At 63.9% G+C, this 20,827-nt stretch carries 17 protein-coding genes and 1 tRNA gene; 8 read left to right on the top strand and 10 right to left on the bottom strand.

All coding sequences use genetic code 11. From position 1 onward, the window contains the following. The first annotated feature begins 59 nt into the window (after positions 1-59). Positions 60-3,683 (top strand): Hint domain-containing protein, encoded by a 3,624-nt coding sequence (locus QZ409_RS18275; RefSeq protein ID WP_296714154.1) that lies wholly within the window; start codon positions 60-62, stop codon positions 3,681-3,683. 85 nt (positions 3,684-3,768) lie between these two features. Here the strand turns inward: QZ409_RS18275 and mtnA are convergent, their stop codons facing one another. Beyond that, positions 3,769-4,845: an S-methyl-5-thioribose-1-phosphate isomerase gene (gene mtnA / locus QZ409_RS18270; protein ID WP_296714152.1), complete on the bottom strand. Its 1,077-nt coding sequence runs from the start codon at positions 4,843-4,845 to the stop codon at positions 3,769-3,771. Next, on the bottom strand, positions 4,839-5,666 hold the full coding sequence (locus QZ409_RS18265) for a class II glutamine amidotransferase (protein ID WP_296714148.1): 828 nt from the start codon (positions 5,664-5,666) through the stop codon (positions 4,839-4,841). The genes mtnA and QZ409_RS18265 overlap by 7 nt, the downstream gene beginning before the upstream one ends. Positions 5,667-5,882: 216 nt before the next feature. Between QZ409_RS18265 and QZ409_RS18260 the strand changes: the two genes are divergently transcribed. Next, the gene (locus tag QZ409_RS18260; protein ID WP_296714144.1) at positions 5,883-6,197 is read left to right on the top strand and encodes a hypothetical protein; all 315 of its coding nucleotides are present in this window, start codon (positions 5,883-5,885) and stop codon (positions 6,195-6,197) included. 42 nt (positions 6,198-6,239) lie between these two features. Here QZ409_RS18260 and QZ409_RS18255 read toward each other — a convergent pair whose 3' ends face one another. The 4 genes from QZ409_RS18255 to QZ409_RS18240 all read right to left on the bottom strand — a co-directional run bounded on the left by QZ409_RS18255 (position 6,240) and on the right by QZ409_RS18240 (position 7,483). Continuing rightward, positions 6,240-6,473, bottom strand: coding sequence for a hypothetical protein (locus tag QZ409_RS18255; protein ID WP_296714141.1), 234 nt, complete (start codon positions 6,471-6,473; stop codon positions 6,240-6,242). After that, positions 6,462-6,538: transfer RNA gene (locus tag QZ409_RS18250), tRNA-His, on the bottom strand. The genes QZ409_RS18255 and QZ409_RS18250 overlap by 12 nt, the downstream gene beginning before the upstream one ends. A gap of 127 nt (positions 6,539-6,665) precedes the next feature. Next, a complete protein-coding gene (locus QZ409_RS18245; RefSeq protein WP_296714140.1) occupies positions 6,666-7,112 on the bottom strand; it encodes a phasin family protein in 447 nt (148 codons plus the stop codon). Then, positions 7,112-7,483, bottom strand: coding sequence for a phasin (locus tag QZ409_RS18240; RefSeq protein ID WP_296714137.1), 372 nt, complete (start codon positions 7,481-7,483; stop codon positions 7,112-7,114). Before QZ409_RS18240 ends, QZ409_RS18245 begins: the two co-directional genes overlap by 1 nt. Positions 7,484-7,788: 305 nt before the next feature. Between QZ409_RS18240 and QZ409_RS18235 the strand changes: the two genes are divergently transcribed. Together QZ409_RS18235 and QZ409_RS18230 are read left to right on the top strand one after the other, a co-directional pair. Continuing rightward, the gene (locus QZ409_RS18235; protein WP_296714135.1) at positions 7,789-10,674 is read left to right on the top strand and encodes an ATP-binding protein; all 2,886 of its coding nucleotides are present in this window, start codon (positions 7,789-7,791) and stop codon (positions 10,672-10,674) included. A 9-nt stretch (positions 10,675-10,683) separates the two neighbouring features. Then, entirely contained in the window at positions 10,684-10,962 is a 279-nt protein-coding gene (locus QZ409_RS18230) for a hypothetical protein (RefSeq protein ID WP_296714132.1), read from the top strand. A gap of 3 nt (positions 10,963-10,965) precedes the next feature. Here the strand turns inward: QZ409_RS18230 and QZ409_RS18225 are convergent, their stop codons facing one another. Beyond that, entirely contained in the window at positions 10,966-11,835 is an 870-nt protein-coding gene (locus tag QZ409_RS18225) for an outer membrane beta-barrel protein (protein ID WP_296714129.1), read from the bottom strand. Between the two features lie 229 nt (positions 11,836-12,064). Then, positions 12,065-12,955: an outer membrane beta-barrel protein gene (locus QZ409_RS18220; RefSeq protein WP_296714127.1), complete on the bottom strand. Its 891-nt coding sequence runs from the start codon at positions 12,953-12,955 to the stop codon at positions 12,065-12,067. Between the two features lie 412 nt (positions 12,956-13,367). On the opposite strand from QZ409_RS18220, the gene QZ409_RS18215 reads away from it, so the two are divergent. Continuing rightward, positions 13,368-14,663 carry an adenylosuccinate synthase gene (locus QZ409_RS18215; protein ID WP_296714124.1) on the top strand — a complete coding sequence of 432 codons (1,296 nt, stop codon included), beginning with the start codon at positions 13,368-13,370 and terminating at the stop codon, positions 14,661-14,663. Between the two features lie 134 nt (positions 14,664-14,797). Then, on the top strand, positions 14,798-16,060 hold the full coding sequence (locus QZ409_RS18210) for a hypothetical protein (protein ID WP_296714122.1): 1,263 nt from the start codon (positions 14,798-14,800) through the stop codon (positions 16,058-16,060). 83 nt (positions 16,061-16,143) lie between these two features. Here QZ409_RS18210 and rpoH read toward each other — a convergent pair whose 3' ends face one another. Next, the gene (gene rpoH / locus QZ409_RS18205; RefSeq protein ID WP_296714120.1) at positions 16,144-17,073 is read right to left on the bottom strand and encodes an RNA polymerase sigma factor RpoH; all 930 of its coding nucleotides are present in this window, start codon (positions 17,071-17,073) and stop codon (positions 16,144-16,146) included. A 266-nt stretch (positions 17,074-17,339) separates the two neighbouring features. Between rpoH and QZ409_RS18200 the strand changes: the two genes are divergently transcribed. Further along, positions 17,340-18,539 carry an amino acid aminotransferase gene (locus QZ409_RS18200; RefSeq protein WP_296714117.1) on the top strand — a complete coding sequence of 400 codons (1,200 nt, stop codon included), beginning with the start codon at positions 17,340-17,342 and terminating at the stop codon, positions 18,537-18,539. Positions 18,540-18,608: 69 nt separating this feature from the next. Here QZ409_RS18200 and QZ409_RS18195 read toward each other — a convergent pair whose 3' ends face one another. After that, on the bottom strand, positions 18,609-19,391 hold the full coding sequence (locus QZ409_RS18195; RefSeq protein ID WP_296714112.1) for a class I SAM-dependent methyltransferase: 783 nt from the start codon (positions 19,389-19,391) through the stop codon (positions 18,609-18,611). A 174-nt stretch (positions 19,392-19,565) separates the two neighbouring features. Here QZ409_RS18195 and QZ409_RS18190 point away from each other — a divergent pair, with 174 nt between their 5' ends. After that, positions 19,566-20,804 carry a glycosyltransferase family 4 protein gene (locus tag QZ409_RS18190; RefSeq protein ID WP_296714111.1) on the top strand — a complete coding sequence of 413 codons (1,239 nt, stop codon included), beginning with the start codon at positions 19,566-19,568 and terminating at the stop codon, positions 20,802-20,804. Positions 20,805-20,827 lie beyond the last annotated feature (23 nt).

Here is a 20,827-nt window from a genome sequence, read left to right as displayed (position 1 = left end):
GCTCTCGTTCAGAAAAGTGATGGTCGCCTGATCGATGCGCGTCGTTCCGTGAGGGCGTCATGGCAGAGGTGTCTGGCAACAAAACCGACGTCGTCGAGCTGTCCGCCGCGGACCCGACCCTTGTCGTCGATTCCGGCGCATCGATCCTGACCACAACGCCCGACGGCGTTTACGGCGATGAAAAAGCCGTCTGGTCCGTGACCAACAAGGGAACCATCGCCTCGGGCGGCGCGCCCGGGACCGACGGGATCTATCTTCAAGGTCCGAGCAGCTTTGTTGAGAACGACGGGTCGATCTCCGGCTCGGGCGGCGTTTTTCTTGGCGCCGGCGGCGCCGTGACCAACGCCCTCAACGCCAGCATCAGCGCGGGCGGATCGCCGGCAGCCGTCGGCGCGCCCGCTGTTTCCGGCATAGATGTCGAATATGGATTCGGTACGGTCCTCAATTACGGAACGATCGGCTCCAAAAGCTATGGCGTCGCTCTCGAAGCGGGCGGCGCCGTCACCAATTACGCGAGCGGGTCCATCACCGGCGTCACCGACGCGGTCTATTCTGTCCGCGCCTCCGCCACTGTCGACAATTTCGGCCAGCTGACGGCGACCCTTGGCGACGGAGTCGGCTTCTACAATGGCGGCGCACTGATCAATGAGATCGGAGGCGTGACGACAGGGTCGGCGTCGGGCTCCTCCGCTGTCAAATTCCACGAATTCTCGGGCTCGCTGCAAAATGACGGCACGATGCGCGGCGACGAAGCGGGCGCCTATTTCCAGGCGGGCGGCACGGTCGTCAACGGCGTCAACAATGTGTCGGCCTTGCTGCAGGGCGCCAATTTTGGAGTGTACCTCTCCAACCTCCCAGGCTCGACGAGCCTGGAATCGGTGACAAACTACGGCGTGATCACGGCAACGGCCGCCGGGTCCTACGGCGTCTATATCGACGGCAATGGCGGCACGGTGACCAATGCCGGCACGATCACCGGTAGCGCGTATTCTGTCTATTTCGCAGTGACAAACGCGGGGAACCGCCTGATCGTCGATCCCGGCGCGAAATTCAATGGTCTGGTCGCTGGAGGCGGCGGCACATTGGAGCTGGCCGGGACTTCGGCGAGCACGTTCGGCGCGAGCATAGGATCTACCGGCAATTTCCGGGGCTTCAGCGCCCTCCAGGTCGACGAAGGCGCGATATGGACGCTGAGCGCGAGCGTCTCGATTTCGACGGTGCTGCTCGATGGCGTTCTGGAGGTCGGCTCGAGCCTTAAAGCAACTTCTGTCCTTTTCTACGCGGGCGGCAAGCTAATCGTCGATAATGCGTCCAGCTTCACCAGTCCCTTGCTGGAGAATTTCGTCGCTGGAGACGTGATCGACATCCACGGGATCGCCGCCGCCGGCGCCATGATTTCCTACAATACGACGACTGGCGTCGCGACGATCGTCAAAGGCGCGCAAACAGTAAAGCTCAATTTTCAAGCCTCCACCCTTGGCGCGGGAACCTTGCAGCTTGTTTCCGATGGCGGGACTGGACTCGAGGTCGTGCTCGCCTCATCGACGCCGCCAGCGCCCCCCGCGCCGATCCCGCCCACGCCGCTTGTGGGGACAAGCGCGACGGCCGAGATATCCGCCAACCAAACCAGCGTCGTTGTGCTGTCCGCGCCTCATACGACCCTGCTCGTCGACTCCGGCGTATCGATCCTGAGTGCGACGGATCACGGCGTTTACGGCAACGAAACAGCCGTCTGGACCGTTTCCAACAAGGGGACGATCACGTCGAACGGCGCGGTCCGAACCGACGGGATCTACCTTCAAGGTCCGGGCAGCATCGTAACCAATGAGGGGTCGGTCTCCGGCACAGGCGGCATATATCTCGGCGGCGGCGGCACGGTCACCAACGCTCTCAATGCTTCCATTCATTCGAGCGGATTGCCGACAGCCGGGGCCATAGCCCCTGTTTCCGGCGTCAATATCGAATACGGGACGGGATCAGTCAAAAACTACGGGACAATCACGTCCGAAGGCTACGGCGTCGGCCTCCAAGATGGCGGAACCGTCATCAATTACGCGAGCGGATCAATCACCGGCGCCGAGGATGCGATCTTCATCGAGCGCTCTTACGGCATGGTCGACAACTATGGCCAACTGAACGCCACATTCGACGACGGCGTCGGTTTCTTCAACGGCGGCACGCTGATCAACGAAATCGGCGGCGAGGTGACGTGCCTCAACGCGACGTCCGGGACCGGCCCATCCGCCGTGTTCTTCTCGCGATACTCGGGCACGTTGCAAAATGACGGAACCATGCGCGGCACAAAAGCCGCCGCCTATTTCCAGATGGGAGGCGTCGTCATCAACGGCGCCAACAACGCGTCAGCCTTGCTGCAGGGCGACGATTATGGCGTGCTTCTCTCAAACGCTCCGGGGTCGAAAACCACGGAGACCGTGACAAATTACGGCGTGATCACGGCAACGGCCGCTGGATCCTGTGGCGTTTATATCGCCGGCAACGCCGGCACGGTGACCAATGCAGGCGTCATCACCGGCGCCACCTATTCTGTCGATTTCGCCGTCACCAACGCGGCCAACCGCCTCATCGTCGAGCCCGGCGCGATCTTCAACGGTCTGGTCGTCGGAGGCGGCGGCACATTGGAGCTGGCGGGAACGTCGGCCGGCGTGTTCAGCGCGATCATCGGGCCCACAGGCGATTTCGAGAATTTCAGTACGCTTCAGGTTGATGCGGGCGCGACGTGGAAGCTGAGCGAGAGTGACTCGATTCCGACGGTGCTGCTCAATGGCTCGCTGGAGGTCTTTTGGACCCTCCAGGCCACGGCGATCGTCTTCGGCGCAGGGGGCAAGCTGATCGTCGATAATGCGTCTAAGTTTTCCAGTCCCTTGCTGGAGAATTTCGTCGCTGGAGACGTGATCGACATCGACGGGATCGCCGCCGCCGGCGCTGCGATTTCCTACAATAAGACGACTGGCGTCGCGACGATCGTCAATGGCGCGCAAAAGGCGACGCTCGCTTTCCAGCCCTCCACCCTTGGCGCGGGAAACTTGCAGCTTGTCTCTGACGGCGGGACCGGAGTCGATGTCGTGCTAGCGATCTGCTTCATGGCCGGCACGCAAATCCTTACGCCCTATGGCGAGGTGGCCGTGGAAACCCTCAAGCGTGGCGATCTGGTGTTGACCGCCGACGGCGCCGTAAAACCCGTGGTCTGGCTTGGACGGCAGACGATCTCGACCCTGTTCGCCGACCCCATTCGCGTTTGGCCGATCCGCGTCAAGGCCGGCGCTCTTGGCGAAAATCTTCCGTCGCGCGACCTCGTGCTTTCGCCAGACCACGCGCTGCTGGTCGGCGGGGTGCTGATTCACGCAGGCGCGCTGGTCAACGGGCTGTCGATCATTCGCGAAGGCGCCGTTCCGGAGGTGTTCACATATTTTCACGTCGAACTTGACGATCATTCGCTGATCCTCGCCGAAAACACGCCGGCCGAGACATTCGTCGACAATGTCGAGCGTTTGGCCTTCGATAATTGGGCCGAGCACGAGGCGCTCTATCCCGATGGCAAGCCGATCAGCGAATTGCCCTATCCGCGCGCCAAAGCGCGCCGTCAAGTGCCGATGGCTATTCGCGCGATACTGGCCGAACGGGCCGAGAGGATTGGAGCGACGGCTTCTGTCGCAGTAGCTTGATTATCTGGCCACAAAAGAGGCGTCTCCCCTGAAACGGGGCCTTGACCCGACCGACCTCGTCGACCCATGCGCGGCGCTCCGGGCGTCAGGCCAGCGCCGCCAGCGCCTCCGTGCTCGCTTCGAACACGCCCTTTTCCGTGATGATGCCGCTGACCAGCCGCGCCGGGGTGACGTCGAAACCCGGATTGCGGGCTGGCGTATCCTTCGGCGCGATGCGCACGGAAATCACTTCGCCATTGGGCGCGAGGCCCGGCATAAAGGTGACTTCCTCGGGTGCGCGCTCCTCGATGGGGATGAGGCGGCCCTCCGCCAGCGCGGGATCGAAGGTCGAGACCGGCGCGGCGACATAGAAGGGTAGGCCGCAATCGCGCGCCGCCAGCGCCTTGAGATATGTGCCGATCTTGTTGCAGGCGTCGCCATTGGCGGCGATGCGGTCGGCGCCGACAATGGCCATGTCGATCTCGCCACGCTGCATCAGATGGCCGCCGGCGTTATCGACGATCAGCGTGTGCGGGACCTTCTGCTGGCCCAGTTCGAAGGCGGTCAACGAGGCGCCCTGGTTGCGCGGCCGCGTCTCGTCCACGAAGACATGCAGCGGGATGCCCGCCGCCTGCGCCTTGTAGATCGGCGCCGTGGCGGTGCCCCAATCGACGGTGGCGAGCCAGCCGGCGTTGCAATGGGTGAGGATGCGTACGGGCTGCCCGCCGCGTTTTTCCGCCAAAGCGCGAATCAGGGTCAGGCCGTGCTCGCCGATCGCCTCATTGCAGGCGATGTCCTTCTCCGCGAGATGTTTGGCGAAGGCGAAGGCGGCGTCGCGGCGCATTTCCTCCGGCATGGGTTGGAGAAAACTGGTCATGCGCGCCAGCGCCCAGGCGAGGTTGACGGCGGTCGGGCGCGTCGCGCGCAAGACCTCCGCCGCGTAAGCCAAGGCGGCGTCCGACGAATCCGCCCGCATCGCCAACGCCACGCCATAGGCGGCGGTGACGCCGATCAAAGGCGCGCCGCGCACCAGCATGTCCTTGATAGCGCTGGCGGCGTCGGCGAGATCGTGCAGTAGCACATTGGCCACGACATGGGGCAGCCGGGTCTGGTCGAGAATGACGACGCCCTCGCCATTGGGGTCGGGCCAGATGGCGGTGCGTTTTTCGCCGTCGATCAGCATGGAACGGTCCTTTTGGCGCGCGCGGGCTTTTCGCCGCCCGGCGGCTCGATGAAGAGGGTTGCGGCGACCTGGCCTTCGCGCAAGGCGAGCAGCGTGCCGGGCTTGATGGCGGTCCAGCTTTCGTCGCTCGTCAAGGGCCCAGTGGCGACCACGGTGACGCAATCGTTAGGCCCGGTCTCCTCGGCGAAATTCACCTTGCGGTCCTCGTCGATCAGGGTGGCCTCGCCGAAGGGCGCCCGGCGCGTGAGGCAGGCGAGTCGCTTGCCACAGAAGGCATAGAGCGAGCGACTGTCGCTGAGCAGCATGTTGAACACGCCGAGCCGCGCCAGTTTCGTGCTGAGCTGAAGGATTTCGCGGTCGAGCTGCGGCGGCGGGGGCAGGGATTCGAAACGCATCCGCAACTGGTCGAGCATCCAGCAGAAGGCGTGTTCGCTGTCGGTGGTCCCGACCGGGCCATAGAAATCGAGCGGCAGGGCCTTGACCCCTCGCAGTTGCCCATTATGGGCGAAGGTCCAGACGCGGCCCCACAGCTCGCGGGAAAAGGGATGGGTGTTGGCGAGAGTGACGCGTCCGCGATTGGCCTGCCTTATATGGGCGATGACCGTGCGGCTCTTGATCGGATGCGAGCCGACGAAGCGCGCGATGTCGGAACTCGCGGCGGGCTCCGGATCGTGGAAGGCGCGCGCCGACCGGCCTTCGTAAAATGCGATGCCCCAGCCGTCGCGGTGCGGGCCCGCGCCGCCTCCGCGCCGGGCGAGGCCGGCGAAGGAAAAGCGAATGTCGGTCGGGACATTCGCGCTCATACCGAGAAGCTCACACATTGTGGGGCCGGCGCTAGAAAAGTCAGCCGAACCGGCATAGCCAAGGATTTTGCGCGCGCCAAGGTTTTTTCGGCGCCGCAAGAGTTTTTTGGGCCGGCAAGACGCCTTAGCGCGATCGGGCTTCGGCTTTGGGGGGAGTCGGCCCCCAACGCTTCGTCGGGCTAATGGACGCGCTCACGCGGCTGACCTTCCCGGCTGTCACCGCGACGAGTGGTAATGATGACGTCGCCCATGGTGATGGCGCTGGGGTGCGCCTACCACGCCTTTGACGCCGCCAACAACGCCCCCGGTGACTCCACCGACAACGCCGCCAACTGCCGCGCCAACGGGGCCAGCCGCGCGCCCACCTTCGGCGGCGCCTCGCTGGCCACCTTGAATAACGCCCTGAGCCTGCGCATTGAGAGGAATGGAAAGAGTGGCGAGAACGAGAGCTGCTTTGATCAAGTGGGTTTTCATGAGCAAGCTCCTTTTTATATCCGGTCCTCGATGAAATCATTTGCGATCACGACCAGCTCATTACTAACCCCCTGAGTTACGGCCGGTTCCGTGAGCGCCCGGGGAACGGGCCAGGGGTCAATTCGTGCAAATCGCGCTGCTTTTGACGCCTTGCAGCAAAAAACGGCGGCCTTCAGACGGCCGATCGTCATGATGAGATGAAATGCGCGGAGCGAAGCGGTCACGGGAGCGACCGATATCGCCGCGCAGCGCCGGCCAAATGAATCCCGGAATCATCGCCGAACGGTCGGGCACACCGTTGGGAACCAATGATTTCAATAATGATGAGATGATTTGAAATGGTACCGCCACCCCGGCTTGAACGGGGGACCTCTAGATCCACAATCTAGCGCTCTAACCAACTGAGCTATGGCGGCCGATTTGTCGGCGGAACCTAAAGAAGAGAGCGCGCGATTGCAAGTGCATCGCGCGCTCAAAATTCGAGCCTGTGGATTGGCCGGTCCGGGATGTCGATCGGCGAAGCGCAGGGCTTCGCCGAAAGAATCAGTTGGACTTGAAGGCCTTGTCCAGATGCTCCTTGAGCGGGCCGGCCGCATCGGCGGCGACCTGCTGCGCCAGAGCGGTCAGCTCCTTGGCCTGCGCGGTCAGCGTCTCATATTGCTTGCGCAAATGTTCGCTCTGCAAGGAGATGGCCTCGCTCACGCTGCGGACGCCGGCGAGGGCCTGCACATATTCCACCGAAGCGGCGGCGTTGGCCTGATAGGCTTCCACCGCCTTGGCGGAAAAAGCCTGCAGGCTCTTGCTCGCGGCGGTGAACGAGGTCTCCAGCGAGGCCACGGTCTCGGCGGCGGCCTGCTTGGCGGCAGCCTGGACCTTCTTGACCTCGGCCACGGCCGCAGCGGGAGCGGCGACCGTTTCCGCGGTGATCTTGGCGACCGGCGCTTCGGCGGCCGGCGCAGCAGTTTTGGTTTTGCGCGGACCGCTCGCCATTACTTGGCGTCCGTCGAGGTCGCGACAACCTTCTTCACGGCTTCGCCGAGAACCTTGGCCTGCTCCTGAACGGCCGAAACCTGGCTCTTCAGGAACTCGGACTGGATCGCGAGAATTTCCTTCGGGTCCTTCGCCTTGACGAGCTTTTCGGCGAGGTCGAAGGCGGCCTTGACATTGGCTTCCGCGAAGCTAATCGCCTTGGAGCTGACTTCCTTGGCGTTGCTGGAGACGGTCTCCGCGACGGCTTCGGACTGGGCGGAGGCCTTCTGCGCGGCGGCGACGAAGCTGTCAAAAGCCTTGCGGGCCTGATCGACGGTCTTTTCCGCGAATTCGCGAACTTCGGCAGGAATTTCGAGGTTGAGGTTGCTCATGGTCATCCCTTGCTGTGAACGGCCGGGCTGTTGTCGAAATTCTCGCGCCCGCGCCAAATAGGTATTGCGCTTTGCTTTATAATCAAAGTTTTGTTGCGCCGCAATAGGTCTTTGTGCGGCGCAGCAAAACGGTTCTCGCACCCGCAGCGAGACGACGTTAATCATAAGGTCAGTTCGCTGGGAATGAAATGGATCAATTATGGATTCGGGGCTGCCGACGTGGTTAGCTTTTCGTTAATGTAACCCCGATTCCGGCCGCAGAGTCGCGCGGCCGCGCCAGACGCTCCAAAGGAGCCAGTTGACGCATGGCTGATAAAATCGCGAACGGGCGACAAGGCGCGGAAATCGCGGCGGCTTTGGCCGATCCGGCGGTCGCCTCGCTGGCGCGCGCGGGCGCTCCGGTCCTGGTCGCCGGGGGAGACCCTGCGCGCGTGATCTTCGCCAATGATTCGGCGCTCGGTCTGTTTAGCGCCCGCGACTGCGAAGCCTTGACGGGAAGACTGTTCGGCTCCGACCTCCCCGGTTCGCGGCGCCTCGCCGAGCTCGCGCGCAGCATTCTTCCCGGCGCGGCGGCGCGGCTGGAGCGGCTGTCGTTCAACGGCGAGGATCTGCCGGGCGCGATCACCGCCTTGTGCCGCCGCACGGCGGGCGATCCCCCGCTTTTCGTTCTCGCGGGCCTCGGCTTGCGTGGCGGCCGGCCCCGCGCGCGGCCCGCCGCCGCGCTGCCGGCGGCGCCGTCCGATTCCCCGCTCGAACCCCGCCCCGAAACCACCCACGAGACAGTCGAGGATGATGGCCTCGGCGCGATCCGCGCGCGGCTGCGGACGCGTTTTCCCGGCCTTGTCCCCGCGCGCTTCTTGTGGCGCACCGATTCCCGAAACATCGTGCTTCAGGTGACGCCGCCACTGGCCGAGATCGTCGGCCCGGGCTGCGCCGATCTGGTCGGCCGCGATCTGATCGAGGCGGCGGAGACGCTGGGCTTCGACCCGAGCGGCGAACTGGCCGAGGCCTTGCGGGCCCAGGCGACGTTCAGCCGCGTCGATGTCGATTGGCCGATCGCGGGGGCCTCTGCCGCCGCGCCCGTGACGCTCGGCGCCTTGCCCGTATTCGATCATGGCGCGCATTTCGAAGGCTGGCGCGGTTTCGGCGTCATTCACCTCGACCGCCTGCGGGAAGCGCCCTTCGTCGCTGGCCCGTTCCACGCGGAGACGCAGGAGGCGTCCGCTGCGGACGAGCCGCCCGCGAATGATGAGCCGGCGACCGAGGAAGTCTTTCTGTCCGAGCTTCCGCCCTCCGATACGGAATTGGGGGCGGACCCTGCCGAAGCGTCGCCGGTCGAGACCAGTCCCGCCGGGATCTGGCCACCGGAATTTTCGGGCGTCGTCGTGCCCTTGCGGCCCCTGACTCATGTCCGGCCTGTAGCAAGCGGCGAGCCTGTGGAATTTTCCGCGAGCGCGGAGGCGAATGGAGCGCCGTCTCGTGACGGCGAAGAGACGGAATCGTCGCTGGTCGCGTTGGCGCCGCATGAACGTTCGGCCTTTCGTGAAATCGCCCGCGCGCTCGGCGCACGTGGACCTTTGGAAGCGGGAGACGAGGCTCCCGCCGCTCCGCCCGTCTTTCGGCGCGAAGAACCGCAAGAAATCGACGAACAGCCGGCTGCGGCCGAAACGGCCCAAAACCACCCTGCGGAAAGTGAAGAGCGCCCGTCGGAAACATTCGACGCGCGGTTCGCGGAGGCGCTGCCGGTCGGCCTCGTCGCCAGCCGCGGCGGCATTCTGCTCCATGCCAATCGCATCGCGCTAGACTGGCTCGGCTATCCTGATCTCGCCGCCTTCAGCGCGGCGGGGGGGCTGCGGGCGTCCAGCCGTTTCGTCGCGGCGGAACTGGCGCCAGGACAGAAGCGCACGCTGCTGCTGCGCGGCGCCAATGGCGAGGCCATATCCGCCGACGCCCATTGCGCGCGCGTCGATTGGGACGGCGGCCCGGCGGATCTCGTGACTCTGATCCGCCCTTCGGCCACGGCGCTGGAGCAGCGGATCGGCGTGATCGAGGCGAGCCTGCGCCAGCGCGAATCGGAGATAGACGAAATCCAGTCCATGGTGGAGGCCGCCGCCGACGGCGTTGTCCTCATCAATGCCGATGGGGCGATACTTGGTCTCGACCGCGCTGCGGAGGCCTTGCTGGGCTATGACCGCAACCAGGTCGCCGGAGAGAATTTCAACATTCTGCTCGCCCGCGAATCCCATGTATCGGCGCTCGAATATTTCACCCGCGCCAAGGCCGGGGCGGAGAAGCGCGGGCGCGAGGCGATCGGGCGCACGCGGCAGGGCGCGACCATGCCGCTGCATCTGACCATCGGCCGGCTTGGCAAGGCGGTGGAGGGCAAATATTGCCTTATCCTGCGTGACATGAGCCATTGGCGGCAGACCGAACGCGCGATGGACGAGGCGCGCGCGCGGGCTGAGCGCGACAACCAGGCGAAGTCGGAATTTCTCGCCAAGGTCAGCCATGAGATCCGCACCCCGCTCAACGCCATTCTCGGCTTCGCCGAGGTGATCATGGACGAGCGCTTCGGGCCGGTCGGCAATGAACGCTACAAGGATTATCTGCGCGACATTCATGCCTCCGGCGCCCATGTCATGAGCCTGGTCAATGACCTGCTCGATCTGTCCAAGATCGAGGCTGGCAAGCTGGATCTTTCCGTGGCACCGGTGGACGCGAATCGCATCGTGGCGGAATGCGTGTCGCTGATCCAGCCTCAGGCCAATCGCGAAAAGGTCATCACCCGGCTCGCTTTGGCGACGCGGCTGCCGCCGATTAACGCCGACGAGCGCTCATTGCGCCAGATCGTGCTGAACCTGCTCGCCAATGCCGTGCGCTATAATGAACCGGGCGGACAGGTCATCGTCTCGACCGCGCTCAGCGACTCGGGCCATGCCGTGCTGCGCGTCAAGGATACCGGAATCGGCATGACGGAAAGCGAGCTGGGCGCCGCGCTGGAGCCTTTCCGTCAGGTGGCGCCGTCGCGCGGCGGCACGGGCCTCGGGCTGCCGCTGACCAAGGCTTTGGCCGAAGCGAATGGCGCGGGCTTCTCCATCAAGAGCCGCAAGAACGAAGGTACTCTGGTCGAGGTCGTCTTCCCGTTGGCGCCAGGCGCGGAGCAGGTCTCGGCCGGTGGCGGGAAGCGTTAGGAGGGACCAATGGACGCGTCAATGCGCGAACGCCTGAGTCTGGCCGGCCTGACCGCCGCCGACATCGCCTGGTTCGAGTCCTTCGGTTGCGATGACGCCCGCGTGCCCAAGCCGCGCGCGGGGGAGATCCCGGATTACCGGCGCCGCGAGGCGGCGCTCAACGCCAGCGTCGCCGCGCTCAGTTTCGCCGAACGGGGCGAGTCAAACGAAGGCCGCCTTGCGGCGGCCATCGGAGCCCGGATCGCCGACGCCGAGGACGAAGCCAACGGCGCCGATTCGGAAGAGTGAGCCTCAGCCGTCCGGCGTGATGCGGACGCCGGCGCGGAATTCCTGCGACGAAATGTTCGAGCCGAGATTGAGATAGCGATAGCCGATATCAACCTTGAGCAGGCTGGAAATGTCGTATGAAAAGCCGGCCATGAGCGCATAAGCGAAGTTGTATTTGGTCGTCTTGGGGCCGTTATTGTTCCAATAACCCAGATCGAAGCAGGAAAATCCGGAAAGGCCCGTGTTGCCGCCGCAATAGCTCGTGCCGGTGCCATAGAGGTTCCCGCCAAAATCGCGGAACACGACTTTCGTCTGCGTCTGGACATAGGACAGACCGACGCCGGCGCCGATATAAGGCGTAACGCCGTACCAGTGGGCGAGGTCGAGATAGCCGTTCGCGAGATAGGCGCTGGCGGTAACTTTCGTCGTGTAGTCCGCCGAACAGGTGATCGTATAGATTTTGGCGGGGTTCGTTGGGTCGATGGTGGCGGGACAGCCCGTCGCCTGTGCGAAGGGCAGGCTGCCGCCATTGGTGTTGCTGACGAAGCCGACGCCCTGATTCCGGGAGAAGGGCGTCATATAATCGTAGGTCAGGTCAACGCGGAACATGCTGTTGAACTGGTAGCCGAAGCCGAGCGTCGCGCCGAAATTGGTGTTGTTGAGGTTCGTTCGGACGTGGTTTCCGTCGAGGTCGCCATAAATGACCGGATTGTACCTCATGTCATAAGCGGCCATATCAGCGCGCAGATACCAGCCCGAGCCCAATTCGACGATGGGCGACGATTCTGGCTGGTAGAGCGGGGGCAGGCTGAGATCGGCTGCTTCGGCGGCCAGCGTTCCGCCGGCGGTCCAGGCCAAGAGCGCGGCGGCGGCCGCATGAATGGTCCTACGCATGTCTTTCCTCTTCGACTGCCACTGCGCGACGCTGCGCCAATCATGGAAAGACTGTGAAGGAAGAGGGTTAATCACGACTTAACCTTAACGCCGTCTTTGCGAGAAAACTTTCGAAAAACGGGCGTTGTTTTTCTTTTGCGGCGCAGCGCGGCGTGAAAACCCGGCGTCAAATAGCAAAAAGGCCTTCCGCGCGACCGCGGAAGGCCAAAACCTGGAAAGAGCGCGTCGCTCAGTAGCGGGTTTGCAGGACCGGGACCGGGGCCATGACCGGCGTGAACCAGCGCAGGCCGAACAGCAGGTCGTTCGACGCCATGTTGAAGCTCTGGATCTCGCCGTGGCAGCTGCCCGCGACCGTGTAGTTGCAGCCGATCGCGCCGGTCTTGAACGCGCCCATGTTCACGTAGCGATAGGCGACGTCGAGCTTGAGATTGGGCGCGATGGCATAGGCCACGCCGCCGGTGAGCGACCAGGCGAAGTTTGTGCCGGTGTAATTGGGCGCGAAGCCGAAGGCGCCGGCCGTCGGATAAAGGCCGACGTCCTTGACGCCGCTGGTCTGGTAGACGGCAAGGCCGATGCCGCCGCCGACATAAGGCGTGAAGCCGTACCAGCTGCCGACGTCGACATAGCCATTGGCCAGGAACAGGCCGGTCTTGACGGTGCCGTTATATTGGTCGCCGCAGACCAGGCCGGAGCCGGGATAACAGCCGGAGGCGTTGGTAAGGGCGTTGCCCCATTGATAGGTGACGCTCGACGAATAGCTGCTCGAGCCGCGATATTCGGCGGTTAGGTCGGCGCGGAACCACTGGTTGAACTGCCAGCCGAGGCCGAGGCTCAGGATGAAATTGTCGCCGACGCTGACGGGACCGTCGACGGCGCCGAGGCTCGCCAGCGTGCTGCCGTCGGTGAAGGTCGAGCGCAGGTTGGAGGCGGACACCGCGGCGACGCCAATGTCGCTGCGCATATAGAACCCGACCTCTTCGACCGGTCCGCGCAGGGGCGGCGGCTCCAGCTGGGGCGGAGGCGGCAACAGATCCGCGGCGAAGGCCGCCGGGATATGGGCCATCGGAAGGACGGCCAGAGCGACGCCGCTCGCGAGAGTGAGGGCTTTCAAGCTGCCCATGACAAAATCCCTTCGTGTGCAGGGCGCGCGGCCCGAATGCGTGTTCACTGAGGGAAGTTTTGCCAGCAAAGTTTTAAATAGGTCTTAACCCTAATATTTAACCGCGTTTTTTGCCGGTTTTACCGGGTGCTGGCTGCTTTCGAAAAAGCGGAAACGCTTTACTTCATCGCGTTGATCCGGTAGGCGGTCTTTTGCGATCGCCCCGGCCCAGCGCTGGGGTTTTTGCGTTGCGACGCGCGGCGCGTGCGACAAGCGAAGCATACCAAACAAGCGTAGCGGTTGGCGTAGGCCAGAGCGCAGCGTACCGTACTAAACAAGCGAAGCGGTTGGCGTAGGTCAGAGCGCAGCGTACTAAACAAGCGGAGCGGCTGGCGTAGCCAGGACGCAGCTTAAAAGAGACAGAGCCGGGACTATGGCGAATGTGGTGGTGGTCGGCGCCCAGTGGGGCGACGAAGGCAAGGGCAAGATCGTCGACTGGCTGTCCGTCTCGGCCGATGTGGTGGTGCGCTATCAGGGCGGGCACAACGCTGGTCATACGCTGGTCATCGACGGCGTCACCTATAAGTTGTCCCTGCTCCCGTCCGGCATCGTCCGTCCCGGCAAGCTCTCGGTCATTGGCAATGGCGTCGTCGTCGACCCCCGGCATCTCGTCAAGGAGATCGCCGAACTGCGCGCCAAGGGCGTCACGATTTCGCGCGAAAATCTCCGCATTGCCGAAAATGCGCCGCTGATCCTTTCGCTGCACGGCGAACTCGACGCCCTGCGCGAAAATTCCGCCGCCGCCGACGCCAAAATCGGCACGACCAAGCGCGGCATTGGCCCGGCCTATGAGGACAAGGTCGGGCGCCGCGCCATTCGCGTGATGGATCTCGCCGATCTCACGACGCTCGACGGCAAGATCGCGCGCCTGCTCACCCATCACAACGCCCTGCGCCGGGGCCTCGGTCTCGAAGAGATCAAGGCTGAGACGATCCGCGCCGAGCTGGAAGAAGTGGCGCCGCAGATCCTGCCCTATATGGATCGGACCTGGGCCCTGCTCGACGACCTGCGCCGCGCCGGCAAGCGGATCCTGTTCGAGGGCGCACAGGGCGCGCTGCTCGATATCGACCATGGCACCTATCCCTTCGTCACCTCGTCCAACACGGTCGCGTCCAACGCCGCGACGGGCGCGGGCCTCGGCCCGAAGGCGATCGGCTATGTGCTCGGCATCGCCAAGGCCTACACGACCCGCGTGGGCGAGGGGCCTTTCCCGACGGAGCTGCTCGATGAGACGGGCCGCGCCATCGGCGAGAAGGGCCGGGAATTCGGCACCGTTACGGGGCGCGCGCGGCGTTGCGGCTGGTTCGACGCGGTGCTGGTGCGCCAGACCGTCAAGACCTCGGGCATCGACGGCATCGCCCTGACTAAACTGGACATTCTCGACGGCTTCGAACAGCTCAAGGTCTGCGTCGGCTACAAGCTCGACGGCGATACGATTGACTACCTGCCGGCCTCGCAGGCGGCGCAGGCGCGGGTCGAGCCGATCTATGAGACCATCGAAGGCTGGCGCGAGCCCACCGGCGGCGCGCGCTCCTGGGCGCAATTGCCGGCGCAGGCGATCAAATATGTGCGCAGGGTCGAGGAATTGATTCAGGCGCCGGTCGCCTTGCTCTCGACAAGTCCCGAGCGCGAAGACACTATTTTGATGCATAATCCGTTTCAGGATTGACGTCGGCGGGGGGCGCCTCTCCCCAGTCCGGGCCCGCTGCGGGCGAAAGGGAGCCTGGGGAGAAACAGCCCCGCGCTTGCAGCGCTGCTTGCTCGCGCCGTCGTCAGGCCTGAAAGATAAGACAAAGGCGCGAAATGGCTGATTATTATCCGCTGCTGGCCAAAGCAATTTCCGGCCTGAAGGACTCGACGCCGGAAGCCAGGACCGCGATCTATGATCGCGCCCGCAAGGCTTTGCTGGGTCAATTGCGCGGCATGCAGCCGCCGGCGCCGGATCACGCGATCGAACGCGAGGCCAATGCGCTGGAGGAGGCGATCGCGCGCCTCGAGCTGGAGCAGGCCGTCGCCGCGCCGCCGCCGGAAGCGGAGCCGCCGTTGGCGTTCGAGGCCACGCCGCAACCCGAGTCCGAGCACGCGCCCGAGCCGCCGCCGCATGACGAGCCCCGCATCGAGCCCAACGCCGAACCTGAGCCGTCGGCCGAAGGTGCGGAAAGGCCTGATGAGCCGCCGTCAGTCGCCGAATCTCTCGACGAAGCCGGCCCGACGGCCGAGGAAGACGTCGCCCCGCGCGAGGCGCTGCGTCCTGCCGCGCCCAAGCCCAAGCTAAACCAGGCCGGCGGGTTGCGCCGGTTCGCCATTATCGCCGGCGCCTTGGCCTTAGTGGTCGCGCTGGTCGCCTTCGCGGCCTGGAAATTGCGCGACAGGCCGGAAGACCTCGCCAAGCTGGCGCCTGCGCCCGAGGCGACGGAGCAGAAATCCGGCGGCAAGATCGGCCAGCGGGTCGGAGAAGACGCCGGTTCGGCGCCCCAGCCGGCCCCAGCGGCGCCGGCGCCCGGCCCCGCCTCCAATATTCCGATCGCCTATCGCGCGGCGATCTTGCTGCAGGCGCCTTCCGAGCCGGGTGGCGTCAAAACCTATGTCGGGACGGTGGTCTGGCGGCGCGACGCGGCGAACCGCGGGCCGAACCAGCAATTATCCAGCGCCATCCGCGCCGATATCGATATTCCCGAGGCGGGCCTCAAGACCTCGATGACCATCGAGAAAAATTACGACGCCGCGCTCTCGGCGAGCCACACCTTGACCCTCCGTTTCGATCCCTCGGCTGATTCGACGGTCGGCAGCGTCCGCACGATCAATGTGCCGGAAATGCGCCGCGACGACGCTCCGCGCGGGGCGGCGCTTCAGGGCATGCAGGTCGATATCGCGCCGAATGTCTTCCTCGTGGGGCTTTATTCCTCCGCCGAGGCGCAGAATGTCGAGATGATCCGCAACCTCAACTGGTTCGACATCCCTATGAACCTCACGAACGGCAAGATCGCAAAGGTCACCTTCGAGAAGGGCGTGGGCGGATCGCAGATCATCAACGACGTCTTCAACGAATGGAAGACGCAGCCCTGAAGCTGGCCGCCCGCGCGGGAAAATAAAAAGCCGCCCCGAAGGGCGGCTTTTCTCATTCATGTGGTCCGTACCGGGCGGAGCGTTCAGACCCGAGCCGGCGCCGGAGCGGCGGCGGGCGGTGGGGTCAGCCGTAGCGGGCGCGGGGCGGCTTCGACCCGGGCGACGCCTTCGCGGGCGGCCTGCTGCACCTTCTCGAAGGCGCGCACCTCGATCTGCCGCACGCGTTCGCGCGAAATCCCGAATTCGGTGGAGAGGTCCTCCAGCGTCATCGGATCCTCGGACAGGCGGCGCGCTTCAAAGATCCGGCGCTCGCGCTCGTTCAGCACGCCGAGCGCCAAGGCCAGCGCCGCACGGCGATTGGCCGATTCTTCCGATTCGGCCAATATGCTCTCCTGGCTGGAGCTTTCGTCGACCAGCCAGTCCTGCCATTCGCCGTCGCCGTCTTCGCGCAGCGGCGAGTTGAGCGAGGCGTCGCCGCTCAGGCGGCGGTTCATTTCCTGCACTTCCTGCTGGCTCACGCCAAGCTTGGTGGCGATGGCCGCGGCGTTTTCAGGCCGCAGGTCGCCGTCCTCGAAGGCGGAGATCTGACTCTTGGCCTTGCGCAGGTTGAAGAACAGTTTTTTCTGGTTTGCGGTGGTGCCGAGTTTCACAAGGCTCCAGGAACGCAAAATATATTCTTGAATCGAGGCTCGGATCCACCACATGGCATAGGTGGCCAGGCGGAAGCCTTTTTCCGGCTCGAACCGCTTCACCGCCTGCATCAGGCCGATGTTGCCCTCGGAGATCACTTCCCCGATCGGCAGGCCATAGCCCCGATAGCCCATGGCGATCTTGGCCACGAGCCGGAGATGGGAGGTGACGAGACGATGCGCGGCGTCCGAGTCGGAATGCTCGCGCCAACGCTTGGCGAGAGTATATTCCTCCTGGGGCTCCAGCATCGGGAAACGCCGGATTTCATCGAGATAGCGGGACAGGCCGTTATCGCCTGCGAAAATTGGTAACGCAGCAGCCATCAAACCCTCCTAAGCCGAACGCCCAACCGCGGCGCGTCCGAAGCGGCCGCATAAGCCGGCCGCCGACAGGAACATATAGGGACCAGTAACCGTGGCTGAAAGAGGGCGAAGCTCTTAACGCCGGATTACAATTGCGTAACCCGGCCCGCTTCGGCTTGTTCCCTTTCCGCATTGCCCGAAAATCTATTGGGCGGAAATGCAACTGGCCTTTCATCCCCAAAATGCGCTAACAAGCGGCCAATCGCAAAACAAAGCCGAGCGCATCCATGCAAGACAGCCTTTTCGCAAATGTTCAGGAGCTTCCCCGCGATCCGATCCTGGGCCTCACCGAAGCCTTTGTCGCCGACAAGGCGCCCCATCGCGTCAATCTCGGCGTCGGCGTCTATCAGGATGAGAACGGCAAGGTGCCATTGCTGGCTTGCGTGAAGCAGGCGGAAGAAGCCCTGCTCGCCAAGACCGCGCCCCACACCTATGTGCCGATCGACGGGCTGCCGGCCTATGACGCCTCGGTGGCGCAGATGGTTTTCGCGGATTCGGCGGATCTCGCCAAGGTCGCGACGGTGCAGGCGCTCGGCGGCACCGGCGCCCTGAAGCTCGGCGCGGAGCTGCTGCGCGTGATTGCGCCGAACGCAAAGGTGTGGATCAGCGATCCGAGCTGGGAAAACCATCGCGCCCTCTTCAGCGCCGCCGGCTTCACAGTCGAAACCTATCCCTATTACGGCGCTGACGGCGAACTGGATTTCGCCGGCCTCATCAACACGCTCTCGGCCATTCCGGCGGGCGACATCGTGCTGCTGCACGCCTGCTGCCACAATCCGACCGGCCTCGACCTGTCGCATGACCAGTGGCGCCAGATCGCGAAAATGGTGCGCGAGCGCGGCCTGACGCCTTTCCTCGACACGGCCTATATGGGCTTTGCGGAGGGGCTTGAGGCGGACGCCTTTTCCGTGCGGCTGTTCGCGTCGGACGGCGGGCCTTTGTTCGTGTCTTTCTCCTTCTCGAAGTCGCTGTCGCTTTATGGCGAGCGCGTCGGCGCGCTCAGCGTGCTCACCGCCAGCGCGGCGGAGCGTACGCGCGTGCTGAGCCAGCTCAAGCGCATCGCCCGCATCACCTATTCGTCGCCTCCGGGCCATGGCGCGGCTTCGGCGGCTCTGGTGCTGGCCGATCCGGCCCTGCGCAAGCAATGGGATGAGGAACTGGGCGGCATGCGCGAGCGCATCAAGAAGATGCGCAAGCTGCTGGCGGACAAGCTTTCGGAGCGCCTGCCGGGCCGCGACTTCTCCTATATCACTCGCCAGAACGGCATGTTCTCCTATTCGCGCCTGACGGCGCTGCAGGCCATCGCGCTGCGCGAAAAATACGCGGTCTATGCGCTGGACAGCGGCCGCATCTGCGTCGCGGCGCTGAATGAGAAGAACATCGATTACGTCAGCGAATGCGTCGCCAAGGTCATGACGGAAGTCTGACCTCAAGCCCAATCTGGCCTTTTCAGCCTCGCCCGGGATTTCGGGCGAGGCTTTTTTTTGGCCTCGCGCCTATTTGGTCGCGATTACATAGGCGAAACTTGAGACGGAGCGCCAGTCGCGGCGTTCCGCCAGACGATTGAAGGCGGCGTCGACCTGTTTGACGCCCGGAAACTTCGAGAAATAGGCATATCCCCAGAAGGGCAGGATGACCGCCTCGGAAAAGCCCGCCTGGCGCAGCATCGGCATCATCCTGGCTTCGCTGCTGAAGCAGTAATTATAATAGGCGGGAAATTTTGGATCGCCGCCATCCTGCTTTCGCTCGGGAAAGATCGTCTCCAGCAGAAAGCGCGACAGCTTTTCCGGCATCAGGCTGTTCAGCACATAGGGCGCGGCGTAAAGCGTCGGGAAAAAGGCCAAGGCGACGCCTCCCGGCGCCAGAATGGCGTTGATATTGCGCCACATCGCCGCGACATTGGGCACATGCTCCATGACCATCCGGCAATAGACGAGATCATATTTGTCGCGTCCCAGAATATCCGGCGCCTGCGGCGAGGCGATATCGCAGACCACTTTGCCATAGCCGGACGGCGCCAGCGAAAGTTCATGCGCCGAAATATCGTTGAGCGTAATATCCAGTCCGAGTTGGGCGGCCTCGCCGGGTTGGAACAGGGGGTCGCGGCCGGCGCCGATTTCGAGGTGACGGCGCAATCCGCGAGCGCGCGACAGTTCGATCACGGTCGGCTTGTAATTCTCCCAGCACCAATTCCAATGCGACGGATAGCCCAGATCCGCGACGATCTTGCGGATATCGAAGGTGCGGGACGACGGGTTTTGGAGAAGTGCATCTGTCATCGCGGCTCCGGCGAGAGGTCCGCGACCAGCTTAGCGGATCCCGTTTAATGCTTCCTTGCCGCAGCCGCCGGGCGCGGATCGCGCCGCCGCTGCGCCGTGAGCCGCAATGAAGAATAAAAACTTTTGGCGCTAGGGTGGCGCACGGAACGGCGCGCCAGGAAGGTCTCGAAACCAATGAGCGAAAAGCTCCATATTGTGATCGTGATCGATCATGCCTCGATCACGGGCGGTCAGGCGAAGGTCGCGCTGCAAAGCGCCATTGGACTCAAAGAGGCCGGCTATGAACCGATCATATTCGCTTCGGCCGGGCCAGTGGATCAGCGCCTGACGGATGCGGGCGTCGAAACCGTCTGCCTTGGCCAATATGATCTGATCGGCAATCCGTCCAAGGCGGCGGGCGCGGTTCAGGGGATTTGGAATTTTACCGCCGCGCGCGAGATGAAAAAGCTGTTGGCGCGGCTGCCGCGCGATCGGACCATCGTTCACGTCCATGGCTGGGCGAAGGCTATGTCGGGCTCCTTCGCGCCCGCGGTCCGCGCGGCTGGCGTTCCCGCGCTCTACACCTTCCACGAATATTTTCTGTACTGCCCGAATGGCGGCTTCTACGACTATTCGCAAAACCGCGTCTGCCATCTGGAGCCGCTATCCACCGCCTGCTGGACGACCAATTGCGACAACCGCAATTATCAAAGCAAGCTCTGGCGCTGCTTCCGGCATTTGGGAATGAATGACGCGGCGCATATGCCGGAGCTTTTCTCGGACTATATCGTCATCTCGGATTTTCAATCGGCGATTGTGTCGCCGCGCGTGCCGAAGGGCGCGCGCATGCATCGCATTTCCAACCCCATCGATGCGGAAGACCTCGGACGCAAGCCCGAGCCGGCCAAGGGCGATTTTCTTTTCGTCGGACGGCTGTCGCCCGAAAAAGGCCCGTTCTTTTTCGCCGAGGCGGCGCGCAAGGCCGGGGTGACGCCGGTCTTTGCCGGCGACGGCCCGTCCACCGGCGAGCTTCGCGCGCGTTACCCGGAAGCGAAGCTTCTGGGCTGGCGATCGCCGGCGCAGGTCAAGCAATTGATGCGCGACGCCCGCACCCTGGTGTTTCCCTCGCTCTGGTATGAAGGCCAGCCCTTGACCATTCTGGAAGCGAAAGCGACAGGCTTGCCGATCATCGTGTCCGACGTCTGCGCCGGCCGCGACGAGGTGGCGGATGGCGAAACCGGCTTCTGGTTCAAGAGCCAGGACGCCGACGATCTGGCGATCAAGCTCGAACTGCTTAAAGATGACGATCTGATCAGGAAAATGTCGGTTGCGTCCTATGAGCGCTTCTGGTCAGACCCGCCGACCATGGCGCGGCATATTGAGCGCATTGGCGCGGTTTATGAAGACATGATGGCGCGGCGCGCCGCTTCCTGATTTGGCGGGCGCCGCGGGACCGC

The sequence above is a fragment of the Rhodoblastus sp. genome (assembly GCF_019449565.1).
In the GTDB taxonomy this organism is placed as follows: domain Bacteria; phylum Pseudomonadota; class Alphaproteobacteria; order Rhizobiales; family Beijerinckiaceae; genus Rhodoblastus.
Note: the sequence above shows the minus strand (reverse complement) of the source record. Positions and strands in the feature narration are given on the sequence as shown.

What these genes read in the sequence shown, in the direction of transcription:
- QZ409_RS18275 (WP_296714154.1), top strand. Translation starts at nt 60, where the DNA reads ATGGCAGAGGTGTCTGGCAACAAAACCGACGTCGTCGAGCTGTCCGCC.
- mtnA (WP_296714152.1), bottom strand. Translation starts at nt 4,845, where the DNA reads ATGCTGATCGACGGCGAAAAACGCACCGCCATCTGGCCCGACCCCAAT.
- QZ409_RS18265 (WP_296714148.1), bottom strand. Translation starts at nt 5,666, where the DNA reads ATGTGTGAGCTTCTCGGTATGAGCGCGAATGTCCCGACCGACATTCGC.
- QZ409_RS18260 (WP_296714144.1), top strand. Translation starts at nt 5,883, where the DNA reads ATGATGACGTCGCCCATGGTGATGGCGCTGGGGTGCGCCTACCACGCC.
- QZ409_RS18245 (WP_296714140.1), bottom strand. Translation starts at nt 7,112, where the DNA reads ATGGCGAGCGGTCCGCGCAAAACCAAAACTGCTGCGCCGGCCGCCGAA.
- QZ409_RS18240 (WP_296714137.1), bottom strand. Translation starts at nt 7,483, where the DNA reads ATGAGCAACCTCAACCTCGAAATTCCTGCCGAAGTTCGCGAATTCGCG.
- QZ409_RS18235 (WP_296714135.1), top strand. Translation starts at nt 7,789, where the DNA reads ATGGCTGATAAAATCGCGAACGGGCGACAAGGCGCGGAAATCGCGGCG.
- QZ409_RS18230 (WP_296714132.1), top strand. Translation starts at nt 10,684, where the DNA reads ATGGACGCGTCAATGCGCGAACGCCTGAGTCTGGCCGGCCTGACCGCC.
- QZ409_RS18225 (WP_296714129.1), bottom strand. Translation starts at nt 11,835, where the DNA reads ATGCGTAGGACCATTCATGCGGCCGCCGCCGCGCTCTTGGCCTGGACC.
- QZ409_RS18220 (WP_296714127.1), bottom strand. Translation starts at nt 12,955, where the DNA reads ATGGGCAGCTTGAAAGCCCTCACTCTCGCGAGCGGCGTCGCTCTGGCC.
- QZ409_RS18215 (WP_296714124.1), top strand. Translation starts at nt 13,368, where the DNA reads ATGGCGAATGTGGTGGTGGTCGGCGCCCAGTGGGGCGACGAAGGCAAG.
- QZ409_RS18210 (WP_296714122.1), top strand. Translation starts at nt 14,798, where the DNA reads ATGGCTGATTATTATCCGCTGCTGGCCAAAGCAATTTCCGGCCTGAAG.
- rpoH (WP_296714120.1), bottom strand. Translation starts at nt 17,073, where the DNA reads ATGGCTGCTGCGTTACCAATTTTCGCAGGCGATAACGGCCTGTCCCGC.
- QZ409_RS18200 (WP_296714117.1), top strand. Translation starts at nt 17,340, where the DNA reads ATGCAAGACAGCCTTTTCGCAAATGTTCAGGAGCTTCCCCGCGATCCG.
- QZ409_RS18195 (WP_296714112.1), bottom strand. Translation starts at nt 19,391, where the DNA reads ATGACAGATGCACTTCTCCAAAACCCGTCGTCCCGCACCTTCGATATC.
- QZ409_RS18190 (WP_296714111.1), top strand. Translation starts at nt 19,566, where the DNA reads ATGAGCGAAAAGCTCCATATTGTGATCGTGATCGATCATGCCTCGATC.